This is a genomic window from Dokdonella sp. (assembly GCF_019634815.1).
Taxonomy (GTDB): Bacteria; Pseudomonadota; Gammaproteobacteria; order Xanthomonadales; family Rhodanobacteraceae; genus Dokdonella_A.
Genome location: NZ_JAHCAP010000002.1, coordinates 40,829 through 56,719, shown reverse-complemented (window position 1 = coordinate 56,719; position 15,891 = coordinate 40,829). Strand labels below are relative to the sequence as shown.

At 65.9% G+C, this 15,891-nt stretch carries 12 protein-coding genes and 1 pseudogene; 6 read left to right on the top strand and 7 right to left on the bottom strand.

Annotated features, from left to right (window positions below; genetic code table 11):
* Nucleotide 1: 1 nt before the first annotated feature.
* Together KF759_RS01620 and KF759_RS01615 are read left to right on the top strand one after the other, a co-directional pair.
* Nucleotides 2-1,147, top strand: coding sequence for an MFS transporter (locus KF759_RS01620; RefSeq protein ID WP_291222805.1), 1,146 nt, complete (start codon nucleotides 2-4; stop codon nucleotides 1,145-1,147).
* Nucleotides 1,148-1,241: 94 nt separating this feature from the next.
* On the top strand, nucleotides 1,242-2,492 hold the full coding sequence (locus KF759_RS01615; RefSeq protein WP_291222584.1) for an ectonucleotide pyrophosphatase/phosphodiesterase: 1,251 nt from the start codon (nucleotides 1,242-1,244) through the stop codon (nucleotides 2,490-2,492).
* 56 nt (nucleotides 2,493-2,548) lie between these two features.
* Here KF759_RS01615 and KF759_RS01610 read toward each other — a convergent pair whose 3' ends face one another.
* Together KF759_RS01610 and KF759_RS01605 are read right to left on the bottom strand one after the other, a co-directional pair.
* Entirely contained in the window at nucleotides 2,549-3,931 is a 1,383-nt protein-coding gene (locus KF759_RS01610) for a formimidoylglutamate deiminase (protein ID WP_291222582.1), read from the bottom strand.
* Between the two features lie 58 nt (nucleotides 3,932-3,989).
* The gene (locus tag KF759_RS01605; protein WP_291222581.1) at nucleotides 3,990-5,165 is read right to left on the bottom strand and encodes a M23 family metallopeptidase; all 1,176 of its coding nucleotides are present in this window, start codon (nucleotides 5,163-5,165) and stop codon (nucleotides 3,990-3,992) included.
* 175 nt (nucleotides 5,166-5,340) lie between these two features.
* On the opposite strand from KF759_RS01605, the gene hutI reads away from it, so the two are divergent.
* The gene (hutI, locus tag KF759_RS01600) at nucleotides 5,341-6,564 is read left to right on the top strand and encodes an imidazolonepropionase (protein WP_291222579.1); all 1,224 of its coding nucleotides are present in this window, start codon (nucleotides 5,341-5,343) and stop codon (nucleotides 6,562-6,564) included.
* A gap of 118 nt (nucleotides 6,565-6,682) precedes the next feature.
* A complete protein-coding gene (locus KF759_RS01595; RefSeq protein WP_291222577.1) occupies nucleotides 6,683-6,835 on the top strand; it encodes a hypothetical protein in 153 nt (50 codons plus the stop codon).
* Between the two features lie 74 nt (nucleotides 6,836-6,909).
* Here the strand turns inward: KF759_RS01595 and KF759_RS01590 are convergent, their stop codons facing one another.
* From KF759_RS01590 to KF759_RS01580, 3 genes are all read right to left on the bottom strand, one after another.
* Nucleotides 6,910-7,695 (bottom strand): phosphodiester glycosidase family protein, encoded by a 786-nt coding sequence (locus KF759_RS01590; protein WP_291222575.1) that lies wholly within the window; start codon nucleotides 7,693-7,695, stop codon nucleotides 6,910-6,912.
* A gap of 122 nt (nucleotides 7,696-7,817) precedes the next feature.
* Nucleotides 7,818-8,528, bottom strand: coding sequence for a pseudouridine synthase (locus tag KF759_RS01585; RefSeq protein ID WP_291222573.1), 711 nt, complete (start codon nucleotides 8,526-8,528; stop codon nucleotides 7,818-7,820).
* Nucleotides 8,525-9,586, bottom strand: a complete 1,062-nt coding sequence (locus KF759_RS01580; protein WP_291222571.1) for a class I SAM-dependent methyltransferase — start codon at nucleotides 9,584-9,586, stop codon at nucleotides 8,525-8,527. The genes KF759_RS01585 and KF759_RS01580 overlap by 4 nt, the downstream gene beginning before the upstream one ends.
* Before the next feature lie 68 nt (nucleotides 9,587-9,654).
* Here KF759_RS01580 and KF759_RS01575 point away from each other — a divergent pair, with 68 nt between their 5' ends.
* Nucleotides 9,655-10,578, top strand: coding sequence for a transglutaminase-like domain-containing protein (locus KF759_RS01575; protein ID WP_291222569.1), 924 nt, complete (start codon nucleotides 9,655-9,657; stop codon nucleotides 10,576-10,578).
* 81 nt (nucleotides 10,579-10,659) lie between these two features.
* Here the strand turns inward: KF759_RS01575 and KF759_RS01570 are convergent, their stop codons facing one another.
* Together KF759_RS01570 and abc-f are read right to left on the bottom strand one after the other, a co-directional pair.
* A complete protein-coding gene (locus tag KF759_RS01570; protein WP_291222567.1) occupies nucleotides 10,660-10,983 on the bottom strand; it encodes a hypothetical protein in 324 nt (107 codons plus the stop codon).
* A gap of 256 nt (nucleotides 10,984-11,239) precedes the next feature.
* A pseudogene (abc-f, locus tag KF759_RS01565) lies at nucleotides 11,240-12,862 on the bottom strand (ribosomal protection-like ABC-F family protein); the annotation flags it as partial.
* A gap of 145 nt (nucleotides 12,863-13,007) precedes the next feature.
* Between abc-f and KF759_RS01560 the strand changes: the two are divergent.
* Nucleotides 13,008-15,839: a S53 family serine peptidase gene (locus KF759_RS01560; protein WP_291222565.1), complete on the top strand. Its 2,832-nt coding sequence runs from the start codon at nucleotides 13,008-13,010 to the stop codon at nucleotides 15,837-15,839.
* Nucleotides 15,840-15,891: the final 52 nt, after the last annotated feature.

Below are 15,891 nucleotides of genomic sequence, written 5' to 3'. Positions count from 1 at the left end.
GATGCTCAGCACCTGTCACCTGCTCAACGACATGATCCAGTCCTTGTTGCCGGCGATCTACCCGCTGCTCAAGGACAATTTCGCGCTGAGTTTCGGCCAGATCGGGCTGATCACGCTGACTTTCCAGCTCACCGCTTCGCTGCTGCAGCCGCTGGTGGGCATCTACACCGACCGGCATCCGCTGCCGTACTCGCTGGTGATCGGCATGGCCTGCACGCTCTGTGGCCTGCTGCTGCTCGCGCATGCACCGACCTTTCCGGTGCTGCTGCTGGCGGCGGCGCTGGTCGGCTCGGGTTCGTCCGTGTTCCACCCCGAGTCCTCGCGTGTCGCGCGCATGGCCTCTGGCGGCCAGCATGGTCTGGCGCAATCGGTGTTCCAGGTCGGCGGCAATCTCGGCTCGGCGCTCGGGCCGCTGCTGGCCGCCTATCTGGTGATGCCGCGTGGGCAGACCAGCGTCGAATGGTTCGCGATCGCCGCGCTGGTGGCGATGGTGCTGCTCACGCGCATCGGCCGCTGGTATGGCACGCACCTGTCGGCGCATCGCGCCGCGCAGGCGGCGGCCAAGGCCGGCTCGCGCCTGCCGCGCCGCACGATCGTGGCGACGCTGGTGGTGCTTGGCCTGCTGATCTTCTCCAAGTACTTCTATCTGGCGAGCATTTCCAGCTACTACACCTTCTATCTCATGGAGCGCTTCAAGCTCGATGCACAGGCCGCGCAGTTGCACCTGTTCGTGTTTCTCGGCGCGGTCGCCGCGGGCACGCTCGCGGGTGGGCCGATCGGCGATCGTATCGGCCGCAAGTACGTGATCTGGGGCTCGATCCTCGGTGTGCTGCCGTTCACCCTGCTGTTGCCACATGCAAACCTGCTGTGGACGAGCCTGCTCTCGGTACTGATCGGACTGATCCTTTCTTCGGCGTTCGCCGCGATCCTCGTCTACGCGCAGGAACTCGTGCCCGGCCGCACCGGCGTGATCGCGGGGCTGTTCTTCGGTTTCGCCTTCGGCATGGGAGGGCTGGGCGCAGCCGTGCTTGGCGCGCTCGCCGATCACATCGGCATCCAGTCGGTCTACGCGATCTGCGCCTGGTTGCCCGCCATCGGCCTGCTCGCCTGGTTCCTGCCGCAGATGGAAACTCCGCGGCGCCGTTGAAATGACGGCCTCCCGGGACCGAACTTGCGGCAGTGCGTCTGGCCATGAACGCGCGACTGGGCGAGGATTGCTTCTTTTCGCCAGCGTGTTGCCCATGCGTCGTCTGTCCCTGCTGATCGTCTTCCTCCTCGTCATCGCCACCGGCTGCGCGCAGCAGCCACGCACCAAAGTGCAGGCTCAGCTTGCCGCGCGCCCACTGGTGATCCTCGTTTCGATCGACGGCTTTCGCCCCGACTTCCTCCAGCGCCAGCGCACACCTACGCTCAAGGCGCTCGCCGATGAGGGTGTGCGCGCGGTGGCGATGAAGCCCGCGTTCCCATCGTTGACCTTCCCCAATCACTACACCCTGGTCACCGGGCTCTACCCGGATCATCACGGCATCATCAACAACCGCTTCAAGGATCCCGCCAGCGGCGACGCCTTCATCTACAAGGATCGCTACTCGACGGCCAACCCGCACTGGTGGGGCGGCGAGCCGATCTGGGTGACCGCACAAAAGCAGGGGCTGCGCACCGCGACCATGTTCTGGCCCGGCTCCGACGTGGCAATCGCTGGCGTGCGGCCCGATCACTGGCTGTATTTCGACGGCGCGATGACGCCCAACGAGCGCGTCGATCATCTGTTGCGCTGGATCGACCTGCCGCTCGCACGCCGCCCGCAGTTCCTTACCCTGTATTTCGACGACGTCGACCATGCCGGCCACGGCTTCGGCCCCGACTCGAAGGAAGTGAACGACGCACTTGGCACCGTCGACGCTGCCATCGCGCGTCTCGTGGCCGGCCTGCGCGATCGCGGCCTGTATGACCAAACCGATCTGGTGATCGTTTCCGACCACGGCTCGGCGGCAACCAAGCCGGAATTGCGCACCTACCTTGATGACGTGGTACCACTCGACGATGTCAAGGTCGACAACTACGGCGTGGTCTCCACCATGACGCCCAAACCCGGCAAGGAAGCTGCGGTCGATGCGGCCCTGCTCAAACCGCATCCGCACATGAGCTGCTGGCGCAAGGGCGAGCTGCCGGCGCGCTTCCACTATGGCAGCAATCCTCGCCTGCCTCCGATCGTCTGCGTGGCCGAAGTCGGCGGCATGATCAGCACGCATGAATACGACCGGCCGGGGCGGCACCCGACGCGCGGTGAACATGGCTATGACAACGACGCGCCGCAAATGCAGGCGCTCTTCATCGCGCGCGGTCCGGATTTCCGTCGCGGCCTGGTCCTGCCGGAGTTCGACAACGTCGATGTCTATCCCCTGCTCGCGCATCTGCTGCGCATCCAGGGGCGGCCCAACGACGGCAAGCTGGCACCGCTGCTTCCGGCATTGCGCGAAGGGTCGCGCTGAACATCGCGGGTCCGCGCGGCGACGTGGCGTGACGCCGTCTCGCCACCCCTGACCGGTCAGAACCTGCGCACGAGGCGCTCGACGACCGTGCGGTAGCGTGCGGCGATGCGTTCCTCGTCGTGGTGATGTCCGCCGCGCACTTGCCAGCGCCCAGCCACCATCACGTCGCGCACGAGATTGGCGTTGCCGGCAAACAGCCAGGTGTCGATCGCGTGCGCCGCATCGCGCCCGGCAAGCAGCGGCGCGGCATCCTCGAGCACGAGCAGGTCCGCGCGCGCCGCGTCCAGCCGCCCGATCGGCATGCCACTGGCCTGCGCGCCACCAACGAGCGCGTGTGCGAACAGGCACTCACCCGTACTCGGCGTGGCCGCACTTGCGCTCACGTTGCGATGGCGCGTGACCAAGCGCTGTCCGTATTCGAGCCAGCGCAGTTCCTCGACCGGCGACACCGAGATATGACTGTCCGAGCCGATGCCGATCACGCCCGTGGCATCCAGAAAGTCACGCAGTGGAAACAGTCCGTCCCCCAGATTGGCCTCGGTGGTCGGACACAGGCCCGCGATCGCGCCGCTCGCGGCCAGGCGCCGCGTTTCATCGGCCGTCAGATGCGTGGCGTGGACCAGGCACCAGCGCGCATCGACCGGCGCGTGATCGAGCAACCACTCGACCGGACGCGCCTTGCGGATCGCCAGACAGTCCTGCACTTCGCCGATCTGTTCGGCGATATGGATATGGATCGGGCAGTTGCCCGCCAGGCCGCTCGCCAGCAGCTCGTCCAGTGCCGTCGGCGGCACCGCACGCAGCGAATGCAAGGCGATGCCCACGCGCAGCAGGGGCGACTCCAGCGCTCGCAGACCGTCGACCAAACGCAGGAACGCATCGACTTCGTGGCCGAAGCGACGCTGGCGTTCAGACAACGCGCGACCATCGAAACCGCCGCTCATGTACAGCGTCGGCAACAGGGTAAGGCCGATGCCCGCGTCGCGCGCGGCCTCGATCAAGGCCAGCGACATCGCCGCAGGGTCGGCATAAGGCCGACCATCGGGCTGGTGGTGCAGATAGTGGAACTCGCAGACCTGGGTGTAGCCTGCCTTGAGCATCTCGACATAGAGCTGCGCGGCAATCGCCTGCAGATCCGCAGGTCCGATGCAGCCGGCGAAGGCATACATGACCTCGCGCCAGGTCCAGAAGCTGTCGTTCGCCGACACCGTGCTTGATGCATCGAGCGAGCGCCGTTCGGCCAGCCCGGCCATCGCGCGCTGAAACGCATGCGAATGCAGGTTCGGCATGCCGGGCACCACGAAACGCCCGATGCGCTCGCCCTGCGCATCGGCGACTGGCACCGCGTGCAGCTTGCCGGAGTCGACTTGCAAGGCAGTGGAGGCAGCAAAGCGCCCGTCGAGCCAGACATGGTCGGCCAGCAGGGACAAGGAAGACATGCGCGCTCCAAGCGGGGGCAAAGCCGCGAGCCTAGCGGCCCACCGATGCGGATTCCAGCTATCGCGCCCGCTCTGGCGTCCCGCCTTTCGCCGCCGGCGCGAAATCGACGATCGACAAGGTCAGCGGAAGCTCACGCTCGCGCCGTTCGGGCCGATCCAGCGCAATGATGCGACTGGCCTGCGCGTCGGCATGTCCGACGAGTTCGTAGCGGTCAAAAACGAAAGGCACGCCTTGCGCGAGTGCGAAATTGCGGCTGTCCATGAGCTGGAAGTGCAGGTGCGGCAGATCGGAATTGCCGTTGTTGCCCAGTTGCGCAAGCACCTGCCCCGCACGCACGCGATCGCCCGCCTTGACGCGCACGCTGCGTGCCTTGAGGTGGCCATACATCGCCCACACGCCATCCCCCAGATCGAGAATCACGTGATTGCCGCCCGCACGCGGCAGGCTCGGCGGCGGCAGCGGCGCGCCGGCTGGCACATCGGCGAGTTCATCGTAGACATCGACGACGCTGGCGTCGGCCACCGCGAGCACGTCCTTGCCAAAGCCGAAATAGTGTTCGTTGACATTGCTGCCACGGTAGGCGTCGGCCTTGGCGTTCAATTGCACGAAATCGATCGCGAAACGCTCGGGCAACACCAGATGGCCATCAACCGAGCGCTGACCGCGCCGATGATGATTGGCGGCATCGCAACAGGCTTCGAGCACCGCCCATGATTTGCCCGCGAGCGGCGGATGCAGCACGCGCACTGGCCGCGCGTCGACACCGATCACCACGCGCGTGATCGCGTCACTTGCGCTGATGCCCGCACCCTCGACACCGACCCTGACCTCGAGCGCCGTTGGCTGCGCCTGATCGGCAGCCAAGGCCAGATCGATCCAGATCGTCGCGGCAGCGCTTGCCCCGATGCGGTCGATCTGCTGCGTCCACGCCGCGAGCGGGCTCAGATGCGCGGCAATGGAATCGCCCGTGTAACTGAGCAGCGCCTGCCCACCCGATGCAGGAAATACCTCGATCGATCGCAGCGGCAAGACCGCATTGGTCATGTTCAGGGCCAGCAGTTCGAAACTCAGGTGCGTGCGGCCATCACTCGCACGGAACGCCTGCGGCGCCTGCGCGACCGACAAGGCCAGGGGATTGAGCGGCAGGGGCGCGCTCGACGCGGGCACCTGTCTCAACTGGGCTTGCGCGGGAAGTGAAGACCACAGCAACAGGCACAGCAGCAAGCCTGGCATGCTCCGGAATCGACTCGACGACATGATCTTTCCCCAGGAGTGAACGCGAGAGCATACGCTGCCACGCGGCCTTGCCTCAAAGCTTCATGCGGAACCTCATCCCGGCGAGGGCCGGCGCCCCAGACTTGCCTTGGGTCATAATCGCGAAGGATCGCGGCGAAACGGATCGATCACGATGACTGCACTCTGGGACGGCCTGCTGGTGGATGCACGCCTTGCCACGCTCGCCGATGCGGGCTACGGCCTCATCGACAGGGGCGCGCTGGGCTGGCGTGATGGCCGCATCGTCTGGGTCGGCGCACAGGATGCGATCCCTGCCGGAGTCAGCGCGACACAAACGCTGTCGGCACGGGGCACGCTGGTGACGCCGGGATTGATCGATTGCCACACCCACCTGGTCTTCGGCAGCGATCGCGCGCGCGAGTTCGAGCAGCGCCTGCACGGCGCGAGTTATGAGGAGATTGCACGCGCGGGTGGCGGCATCGCCTCGAGCGTGCGCGCGACCCGCGCAGCCAGCGAGGACGAGCTGCTCGCGCAGTCCTTGCCGCGTGCACGCGCCCTGCTCGCCGATGGCGTCACCACGCTCGAGATCAAGTCCGGCTACGGGCTCGATCTCGACGATGAAATCAAGATGCTGCGCGTGGCGCGCCGAATCGGCGCGGTGCTTGGCATCGACGTCGCCACCACCCTGCTTGCCGCGCATGCCCTGCCGCCCGAATTCGCCGGTCGCGCCGATGACTGGATCGACGAGATCTGCACGCACATCCTGCCCGCCGCAGCTCAGGCGGGACTCGTCGATGCCGTCGATGCATTCTGCGAGAAGATCGCCTTCACGCCTGCGCAGACGCGACGCGTATTCGAGCGGGCCAGCGCACTCGGACTGCGCGTCAAATTGCACGCCGACCAGCTCTCCGACCTTGGCGGCGCCGCCCTCGCTGCGGAGTTCGGCGCGCTGTCGGCCGACCATCTGGAATGGACCAACGCCGACGGCGTGCGCGCAATGGCCGCCGCCGGCACGGTCGCGGTGCTGCTGCCAGGCGCGTTCTACGCGCTGCGCGAGACGCGTCTGCCGCCGATCGGGGAATTCCGCAACGCTGGGGTCGCCATCGCGGTCGCGACTGATCTCAATCCCGGCACCTCGCCGCTGCTGTCGCTGCGTCTGGCGATGAGCATGGCCTGCACCTTGTTCCGTCTGACGCCGCTGGAAGCCATGCTCGGCGCGACCGTGCATGCCGCGCGTGCGCTGGGTCTGGATGACCGTGGCACGCTCGCGGTCGGCCAGCGCGCCGATTTCGTGTTGTGGAACGTCCACGAACCCGCCGAGCTTTGCTACTGGATCGGCGGCCCGCTCGCGCGTGAGGTGCGAGTCGGCGGCCGTCTCGCCAGTGACGCAAATTGATTTGCGCGAAAACGAAACGAATGCGAAACGACCCCGCGCCAGTGCATTGACCGCTCAACTGATCGGACTAGGATGGCGCACGCCCATCGATGACAGGACACTCGTCCAGGAGGATTCCATGAAGGGCTTGGACCATCAGCGTCACAATGACAAGAAGAAACCGATGCGCAGTTTCAAGGAAAAGCGCGCGGCCAAACACGAGAAGAAACTCGCTCGTTCAATGGAGTCCAGCGGCATGACCAAGTTGCCGACGACCGAACTTGCGCACTGAGCGCTTGTGTTGCAACACGCGATCGCAAGCCCGCCGAATGGCGGGCTTTGCTTTGCATCAGAGCTCGGGCTCCGCTACTGCGCAGGCTCAGAAAGCACCTCGAACATGCCGACAAAGGGCTTGAGCATCGGCGCCGGCGCGCCGACATAGCCCGTCTGCGGCGTCCAGAACTGCGACAGACTGCCATCGAGAAACAAGGCATCGCGGCAGCCGAGCGCATCGCGCATGAAACTGCCAAAGCGATGAAATGACACCGGCGCCGTGCTGATCGCGAACACAACCGATTCGGGTGTGGGCGCGCACACGCCGCTGCGGATCTTGCGACTGTTCGATTTGGTATCGAAGCTCGCATTGACCTCGCCATCCACCACCAGCATCGGCCCCGACTGGCTGGCGATGCGCGCCGCAGGTGGCTTGCTCTGCCACTGCGCGGTCGTCATCACACCCGCCTTGCCATTGCGATCGACGTAGAACACGCCATTGGGCTGCATCGAGAAATTGCCGACCGTCCCCGGCAAACGCACGGTGTTGAGCCGCCGCCAGGTCGTACCGTCCTCGATGTGCAGGCCCAGCGGTCGAAACGCCTGATCGTAGATGCCCGCATTGGCCGCAAACAGCAGGGTGCGATGATGGGCGTCTGCCCAGGCGCGCAGACCCTCGATGCTCGCCAGCGCATGACCCTCGCCATCCTGCCAGCGCAGATCGAGCCGGTCGTGGCGCAGGTCGAGTTCGACGACCTGATAGCGCTCGCCGTCGTGATCGACCTGACGCACTTCGAGCGCAGACACGGCCACACTGCCGAGCGCAAGCAGACTCAACGCGAAGCTGGCGACGGCCCGGCGCGAACCAGTCGCAATCACCCGGAAACGCCCGCGCGGGCGATGCCCACGATTCAACTTCTTGTTCGACGCGCAATGCATGCCTCCAGCATCGCACGAACCCGGGCAGGCGCGTGTGAAGCCGATCCCACGCCGCATTGCGATCACGGCTTGCGCGCGCCGAAGACCAGCGCCACATCGTCGTCTTCGAGCAGCCGCCACTGCCCTGACGCAAGTCCGCGCAATTCAAGCGAGCCGACAGCAGCGCGATGCAAGCGCACGACATGATTGCCGGTTGCGGCAAACATCCGCCGCACCTGATGGTAGCGGCCCTCGCACACCGTGAGACGCGCGCTGCGCGGACCGAGCGCCTGGAGTCGCGCAGGTGCGAGCGTTGTGGTTTCGCCATCAAGCAGCAGTTTGCCGCTGGCGAACAAGGCCGCTTCATCGCCGCGCAAGTCCTGCGCAAGTTCCACTTCGTAGACCTTCTCCACCTGCGCTCGCGGCGAGATGATCCGATGCAGCAGACCGCCATCATCGGTGAGCAGCAGCAGACCCGAAGTCTCGCGATCGAGCCGGCCCACGGTCGAGACCTGCGGATTTCGCGCACGCCAGCGCGACGGCAACAGGTCGTGGACGAGCCGGCCGGCATCGCGCGTCGAACAGGTGTAACCGACCGGCTTGTGCAGCATCGCGATGAACCCGGGCGCGACATCGAGTGCTTGGCCGTCGAGACGGATACGCGCATGCTCGATCGCATCGCGCTCGCCAAGCACTGCACCATCCGCATCGGTCACGCGCCCCGCCCGCAGCAGCGCGATCACCTCGCGGCGCGAGCCGTAGCCGAGACCGGCGATGTGCTTGACCAGTTTCATGCGCGCACGCCTCGCGCACACAGCACCTTGAAACCGCTCTCGTCGGCCATCGCCTGCACCTGCTCGAAGCGACGCGCGAGCCGTGCCTCGTAGGGCAGATGGCGATTGGCAACCAGCCACAGTTCGCCCGGTGGTTCGAGTGTATCGGCGGCGGCATCGATGAAGGCCTGTCCGAGTTCGGGCGCATCGGCGCGGCCTGCATGAAACGGTGGATTCATCACCACCACGTCGAAGCGCCGCGGCAAGCCTTCGGTGACGTCATGCCAGTGGATGCGAATCACGGGCGCATGCGCGCACGCCGCAGCGGCTTCATCGAGATTGCGCCGCGCCGGCTCGAGCGCGAGCGCTTCGGCTTCGTACAGCTCAATCGATCTCACACTGCTGCAGCGCTGGGCGATGACGCAGGACAGATAGCCCCAGGCCGCACCGAGATCAGCGACACGTCCGGCCAGCGTGTCCGGCAAATGACGCGCCAGCAGCGCCGATCCAGCATCGATGCGATCCCAGGCGAACAACCCCGGTCGGCTCCAATGACCGTGCTCACCGACCCGCTGCACCTCACCCAAGGCCTGCCACTGCGTCAGCAGATCGGTGTCGATGCGCATCTGCTCGCGCCGCGTCCAGAACACCCGGCACTTGCGTTGCGACAGGTGCTGCAATGGCCCGAGCAAGGCCGCCAGATCGGCCTGCGCCGAACGCGCGCCCTCCTGATTGGCTTGCGCGGCAAGCACGATGCCGCCTTCGCGCACGCGCCGCGCGGCACTCGCGAACAAGGCCCGCGCGCGTTCGCGCTGGCGCGGCACGTAGATCAACACCGCATCGAAGTCCGCTTCGGCGATGGCTTGCGCCGTGCGCAGACCTGCCGACGTCAAGGCCGTCGCCCACGGCTTGAAGCTCTGCTCGCAGCGCCAGTGAGCACCCGCGCGCATGCGCCAGCTCTGCGCCTCGCTCGCGCTGAGCACGAGCACGCGCTGATCGGCGCCGATACCGACCAACCCCTGATCGAGTGGCGCAAACAACGCCTCGCTCAATGCCCGCGTCGAATCAACCCCGGCCACGCACCTGTCCCGTTGCAGCAAAGGCGCCAGTGTAGTGGCGCGGCGCACCCGATCACGAGAGCCCGGCCATGCCACGCACTTGCCTGTCCATCCTTGCCCTCTCGATTGTTCTGGTGCAAGGCAGCGCTGGCGCCGCAGCCGCGGAGCTGTCGTCTTTCGCTGCAACTTCGGCCATGCGGGCGCTGGCGGTGCCCTCGCCCTACCGAATACCGCAGGTCGCGCTCGAAGGCACAATTCGATATCGCCTCGCGCTCGACAATGGCGAGCAACTGAGCCTGCCGGAAACCGGAGAGCAAGGCATCCGTTACGACGATGACGCCGTCGAGGTCACGGTTTGCGTCGACTGCGGCAACGAGGCCGCACCGACGGTCGACCAACTCGAGCAATACCGCAGCGCCAACGACTGGGTCCAGAGCCGCGATCGACGCATCATCGAATTTGCGCGCAGAGCTCGACGACCCACAACCGAAGCAACGATGCTTGCCTTGACAGCAGCGGTGAAGAAGCACATGAACGGCACGATTGCGTTCAATACTTACGCCAGCGCGACACAGGCCTTCGAATCACGCGGTGGCGACTGCACCGAATTCGCGGTCTTGCTCGCTGCCGCGGCGCGCGCACGCGGCATTCCTGCGCGCATCGTCGCCGGTCTCGCCTACGCACCGCGATTCCTTGGCAATCGTCATGTATTCACGCCGCACCTTTGGGTGCAGGTGTGGAATGGCAAGCGCTGGATCAGCCATGATCCCGGGCTCGACGGCTTCGACGCCACGCATATTGCATTGGCGATCGGCGATGGCTCGCCCCAGGCGTTCGCGGGCCTGATGCGCACGATCGCGCATCTTCAGATCACCGCGGCCGCACAGGTGGTGGTTGATGAACCCGCGGCCAGACGAGCAGCGGCAGGAGTATTCCGCAGCCATCATCCAGCGCTTGGCGCTACCCTCTCCCAACGGCAAAAGAGAAAGCCAATCCGGGATTGGCCCCCTTGAGGTTGCAACTTCGGATTCATTCGCACCGCAAGAGCATGCTTGCCGCGACATCCTTGCCGCGGCAAGCATCGAAACCTTCACTCAGCGCTGCGGCCTTTCGTGCGCCACCGGCAGCAAGGGAATGTCGCGATCATCGGCTGCATCATTGCGCGCGATCAAACGCGAATCCTTGATTGCGCCGGCAACCACAATGACCTCGAGCACCCGGTCGGGCGGCAGTTCGCCCTTGCGGATGCGCGTGCCGGTTTGCGTGGAATGCGCGGAGTCGGCCTGCGGCTTCGACTCGGCGGATTGCGCGCCCACTGGCAAGGCCAGCGCGATCAGCAGTGCGCTGGCAACACCCAGCGTCAGCGTCCGCGCTCGCCTGATCGAGTGCGCGCGAAGAACCTTGGTATGGATAGTCATGCTCATGCTCCCGTTGTGCGTGGCGGTGCGAAGGCACCAGAAACCACGCCGATTGCAACGCGGCGCAAGGCATTTCGGGGTTGGATGTGGGCGAGGATGCGCGCGTCGAGTCTGACGCACGGCCTCAGCGCTGCCGCTCGCGCTTCTTGTCGCGCGGGGTGTAGTCGGGCACCTTGCTGGCCGTGACTGCGGGTTTCGCCTTGTCCTTGGGCTTCTCCCGGGCCTTGCCGTCGGCTTCGCCGCCGCCGTTGCTGCCGCGCGAGCGCAGCCAGGCCGCATATTCGTCGAGATCGCCCTTGAATTCCTCGACCTTGCCATCGGCGACGCGCCAATAGGTGTCGCAGACCAGGCCGGTGAGATGGCGGTCGTGCGAAACCAGCACGATCGCACCATCGAAATCGCTGAGCGCCTCGGCCAGCGCCTCGCGCATTTCCAGATCGAGATGGTTGGTCGGCTCGTCGAGCAGGAGCACGTTGGGCTTGCGCCAGGCGATCAGAGCGAGTGCCAAGCGCGCGCGCTCGCCGCCGGAAAAACCGTCGATCACCTCGAAGGCGCGATCGCCGGGGAAGTTCCAGCGGCCGAGGTAATCGCGGAAATCCTGGGTGGAGACGCCGGGCGCGATCTCGCGCAGATGGTCGATCGGCGTCTGGCCTTCGTGCAGGGATTCGACCGTGTGCTGGGCGAAGTAGCCCAGGACGAGGTCGGGATGTGCGGTGCGCTCGCCGGCCAGCAGGGGCAATTCGCCGACCAGGGTCTTGACCAGGGTCGACTTGCCCGCGCCGTTGGGACCGAGCAGACCGATGCGATCGCCCGCCTCCAGGCCGAACTTGACCCGGCCCAGGATGGTGACGTGATCGCCTTCCTCGGCAACTTCGTGGTCAGACGGGCCGGCATGCGCATGGCCGCTGAGTCGATAGCCCGCATCCACCTCGTTCAGACGCAACAGCGAATGCGGCAGCTTGAGCGGCACCGGGAAATTGATGCGGATCTCGCGCTCGGCGCGCACCGCCTCGGTGCCCGCGAGCTTGGCCAGACGCTTGACCCGTGATTGGGCCTGCTTGGCCTTGCTGGCCTTGGCCTTGAAGCGATCGATGAAGGCTTGCAGGTGCTCGCGTTCGGCCTGTTCCTTTTCGAAGGCGATCTGCTGCTGGCGCAGATGCTCGGCGCGCTGGTGCTCGAAGCTCGTGTAGTCGCCGCTGTAGAGCTTGGCCCTGCCCTCGTGCAGATGCAGGGTATGCGTGCACAGGCCGTCGAGAAATTCGCGGTCATGGGAAATCATCAGCAGCATGCCCGGATATTTCTGCAGCCATTGTTCGAGCCAAAGCACCGCGTCGAGATCGAGATGGTTGGTCGGCTCGTCGAGCAGGAGCAGGTCGGAAGGCTGCATCAAGGCGCGCGCAAGATTGAGGCGCACGCGCCAGCCGCCGGAAAACTCCGACACCGCCATGCGATGGGTCTGCGGCCGAAAGCCCAGACCATGCAGCAGGCGTCCGGCGCGCGCCTCGGCGTCATAACCGTTGATCTCGGCGAGCTTCTGGTGTGCGGCAGCGACGCCATCCCAATCCTCGATCGCGCTCGCGGCCTTTTCGGCTTCGAGGATCGCATGCACCTCGGTGTCGCCGGAAATCACGAAATCGATCGCTGCGTCGGGCAGTGACGGCGTCTCCTGCGCGACGCTGGCCAGGCGCAGGCGGTTGGGCAGGTCGATGTCGCCCTTGTCGGGTTCGATCTCGCCCATCACCACCGCGAACAGGCTCGACTTGCCGCAGCCGTTGCGGCCGACCACGCCGACCTTGGCGCCCGCATGCAGGGCCACGTCGACATCCGACAGCAGCAGGCGCTCACCACGGCGCAGGGCGAAATTGCGAAAGGCGATCATCGGGACATGGCTCTGGACAAAGCCGCCCATTGTAATCGACACAGCCGGCAAACCGGCGGACCTGCGTATCGATCCGTGATGCGATCGCTTGCGTTGCAGCGCAGCGAACCGGATCATCACCCACTGCAATCAGGAGAACACCGGCATGGCCCAGACCATCCCCACCACGTGCCACACGACACGTATCCGCTTGCTGCCCCGCATGCTCGCGCTCTGCGCCGGACTGGCATTCGCAGGTGCGGCGTTCGCGCAAGGTGCGAACCTCGTGACCAAGCGCATCGACGTCCGGCAGCGCAGCGAACTCACCGGCCAGCATGTCGCCTGGGCCAAGTCTGCCTACGAGCGCGGCGCGGTGCCCGCGGGCACGCAACTGCAAGCCTTGCAGCTCACGCTCAAGCGCTCGCCCGAGCGCCAGCAGGCCTTCGATCAGTATCTGCTCGAACAGCAGGACCCCGCCTCGCCGAACTACCACCGCTGGCTGCGGCCAAGCGAGATCGGTGAGCGTTTCGGCGCGAGTCAGGCCGACATCGAAGCGATCAGCGCATGGCTGCGCAGTCAGGGCTTGCGCGTGGACGGCGTGACCAACAGCCGCATGATGATTCGATTCAGCGGCAGCGCCGCCGCGGTCGGCAAGGCCTTCGGCACGCAGCTGCACTGGTATCGCATCGGCAATACCGAAAAGCGCATGGCGCCCGCGAGTCAGCCGCAGATTCCCAGTGCGCTGGCCGACGCCGTGGATGGCGTGGTCGGCCTGAGCACGATGCGTTTCACGCCCCTGCATCGACAACAGCTGGACGAGCAGGCGCTCGGCGCCAAGGCCTCGCCCGCGATGTCCAACTGCGTGGGCAACGTGTGCTCGCACTACGTGTCGCCTGGTGATTTCGACAAGATCTACGGGCTCACGCGCGCCAGGTCGCAGGGCATGAACGGCAGCGGACAAACCATTGCGATCCTCGGCCGCGCGCGCGTCCACGAAGGCGACATCCAGGCCTTTGGCGAACGTACCAACGTGACGATGAAGAACCCCGTGGTGGTGATCCCGCCCGATGGCACCGATCCCGGCCCGCCGGCAACGACCTGCTCGGAAACCGGTACGCCCAGTTGCGACGAGCCCAGCGATCTGGTCAAGGACCAGGGCGAGGCGACCCTCGACGTCACCCGCGCCGGCAGCGTGGCGCCCGGCGCCGACCTCAAGCTCATCGTCAGCGCCAAGACTGGCGATACCGACGGCCTGATCCTGTCGCTGATCCATTCGATCGATGCGGATCCGATCGAAGCCTCGATCATAAGCATCAGCTTCGGCTCCTGCGAAGGCGACAACTCGCAGGCTGCGGCCACGGGCCTCGACCAGGCCTTCGCGCAGGCCGCGATGCAGGGTCAATCGGTGTTCGTCTCCTCGGGCGATGCAGGCGCTGCCGATTGCGCGTCCTACTTCACCGAGCCCGAACCCGGCCTTTCACGCAGCATCAACATCTTCTGCGCATCGGGCCATGTCACCTGCGTCGGCGGCACGATTTTCGGCTTGGGCACCGACACCAACGAATACTGGACGCCTGGCAACACGCTGGGCTTCGTTTCGGCCAAGGGCTACGTGCCCGAAGGGGCCTGGAACGAGCCCATCGACAACGAAAGCAAGTACCAGGTCGCCGCGACCGGCGGCGGCGTGAGCAGCTACCTGCGGCGTCCCGCCTGGCAGCAGGCACCGGGCGTGCCCGCGGGCACCCAGGGGCGTTACGTGCCGGACGTGTCGTTCGGCGCCTCGATCAAGAACGGCTATTTCGGCTGCATGGCGGCCTCGCAAGCCTCCTGCATCCCCGGAGCCGACAACAAGTTCCGCTTCATCCGCTGGGGTGGCACCTCGGCCTCGGCGCCGAGCATGGCGGGCGTGGCTGCACTCATCAACCAGAAGGCACAGGGCACGCAGGGCAACATCAATCCGCGTCTGTACGCGATCGGCGCAGGCCAGAACAACGTCTACCACGATGTCACCGTCGAGAGCAGCGGCGTCACCGACTGCACGGTCGGTACCGCGAGCATTTGCAACAACTCCCTGCCCAGCGCGACCGCGCTCAGCGGCGGACTGCAGGGTTATGCCGTCGGACCCGGCTACGACCTCGTGACCGGTTTGGGTTCCCTCGATGCATCCAACCTGCTCGACACCTGGAGCGTATCCGGCAATCGCTTCCCGCTGACCGGGACCTGGGCCAATCCAGCCACCGACAGCCAGGGCTTCGTGATGGAAATCTCGCCGAACCTGTTGGGTGCGTCGCGTGGCAATTTGTTCGCCGGCTGGTTCACCTACGACGGCGTCGGCGTGCAGCGCTGGTACACGATCCAGGGCGAAGTCGGCAATTCCAACGTCGCCTCCATGTCGATCTACCAGACACTGGGAGGACGCTTCGATTCCTCGCAGGCGACCAGTACGCAGGCAGTCGGCGAGGCCGTGATCACCTTTGGTGACTGCTCGCATGCCGCGCTCGAATACGCCTTCGACGATGGCCGAACCGGCACGATTCCGCTGCAGCGCCTGTTGTCCGACGTCAACTGCGCAACGCCGCAGACCGCACCGGGCGCCTATGCGCGATCAGGCGCCTGGGCCGACTTGTCCAACAGCGGACAAGGCGCCGTGTTCGATTTCAATCCGCCGCTGGGCGTGATGTTCGGCGCCTGGTACACCTTCGCGCCCAACGGCACCTCGGGCAGCGGGGCCAATGGCCAGCACTGGTTCACGATGCAGGCGTCGATCACGCCGGGCGCCTCGGTCTACAACAACATCACGATCTATGACAGCAGCGGCGGCGTCTTCGACCAGCCGGCCACCACCCAGACCGTAACGGTTGGCAATGCCAAGCTCAGCTTCAGCAGTTGCACCGCGGCCAAGCTCGACTATCAGTTCACCAGCGGCAGTTTCGCCGGCCACAGCGGCACGCTCGATCTGTCTCGCCTGACGCCCGCGCCAGCCGGCTGCACGAACTGAGAGAAGGCGCGGCTGCGCGCAATCGCGCAGCCGCGCAGTAGAATCCGCGCCC

What these genes read in the sequence shown, in the direction of transcription:
- KF759_RS01575 (WP_291222569.1), top strand. Translation starts at nt 9,655, where the DNA reads ATGCCACGCACTTGCCTGTCCATCCTTGCCCTCTCGATTGTTCTGGTG.
- KF759_RS01610 (WP_291222582.1), bottom strand. Translation starts at nt 3,931, where the DNA reads ATGTCTTCCTTGTCCCTGCTGGCCGACCATGTCTGGCTCGACGGGCGC.
- KF759_RS01595 (WP_291222577.1), top strand. Translation starts at nt 6,683, where the DNA reads ATGAAGGGCTTGGACCATCAGCGTCACAATGACAAGAAGAAACCGATG.
- KF759_RS01615 (WP_291222584.1), top strand. Translation starts at nt 1,242, where the DNA reads ATGCGTCGTCTGTCCCTGCTGATCGTCTTCCTCCTCGTCATCGCCACC.
- KF759_RS01560 (WP_291222565.1), top strand. Translation starts at nt 13,008, where the DNA reads ATGGCCCAGACCATCCCCACCACGTGCCACACGACACGTATCCGCTTG.
- KF759_RS01570 (WP_291222567.1), bottom strand. Translation starts at nt 10,983, where the DNA reads ATGACTATCCATACCAAGGTTCTTCGCGCGCACTCGATCAGGCGAGCG.
- KF759_RS01585 (WP_291222573.1), bottom strand. Translation starts at nt 8,528, where the DNA reads ATGAAACTGGTCAAGCACATCGCCGGTCTCGGCTACGGCTCGCGCCGC.
- KF759_RS01605 (WP_291222581.1), bottom strand. Translation starts at nt 5,165, where the DNA reads ATGCCAGGCTTGCTGCTGTGCCTGTTGCTGTGGTCTTCACTTCCCGCG.
- KF759_RS01620 (WP_291222805.1), top strand. Translation starts at nt 2, where the DNA reads ATGCTCAGCACCTGTCACCTGCTCAACGACATGATCCAGTCCTTGTTG.
- hutI (WP_291222579.1), top strand. Translation starts at nt 5,341, where the DNA reads ATGACTGCACTCTGGGACGGCCTGCTGGTGGATGCACGCCTTGCCACG.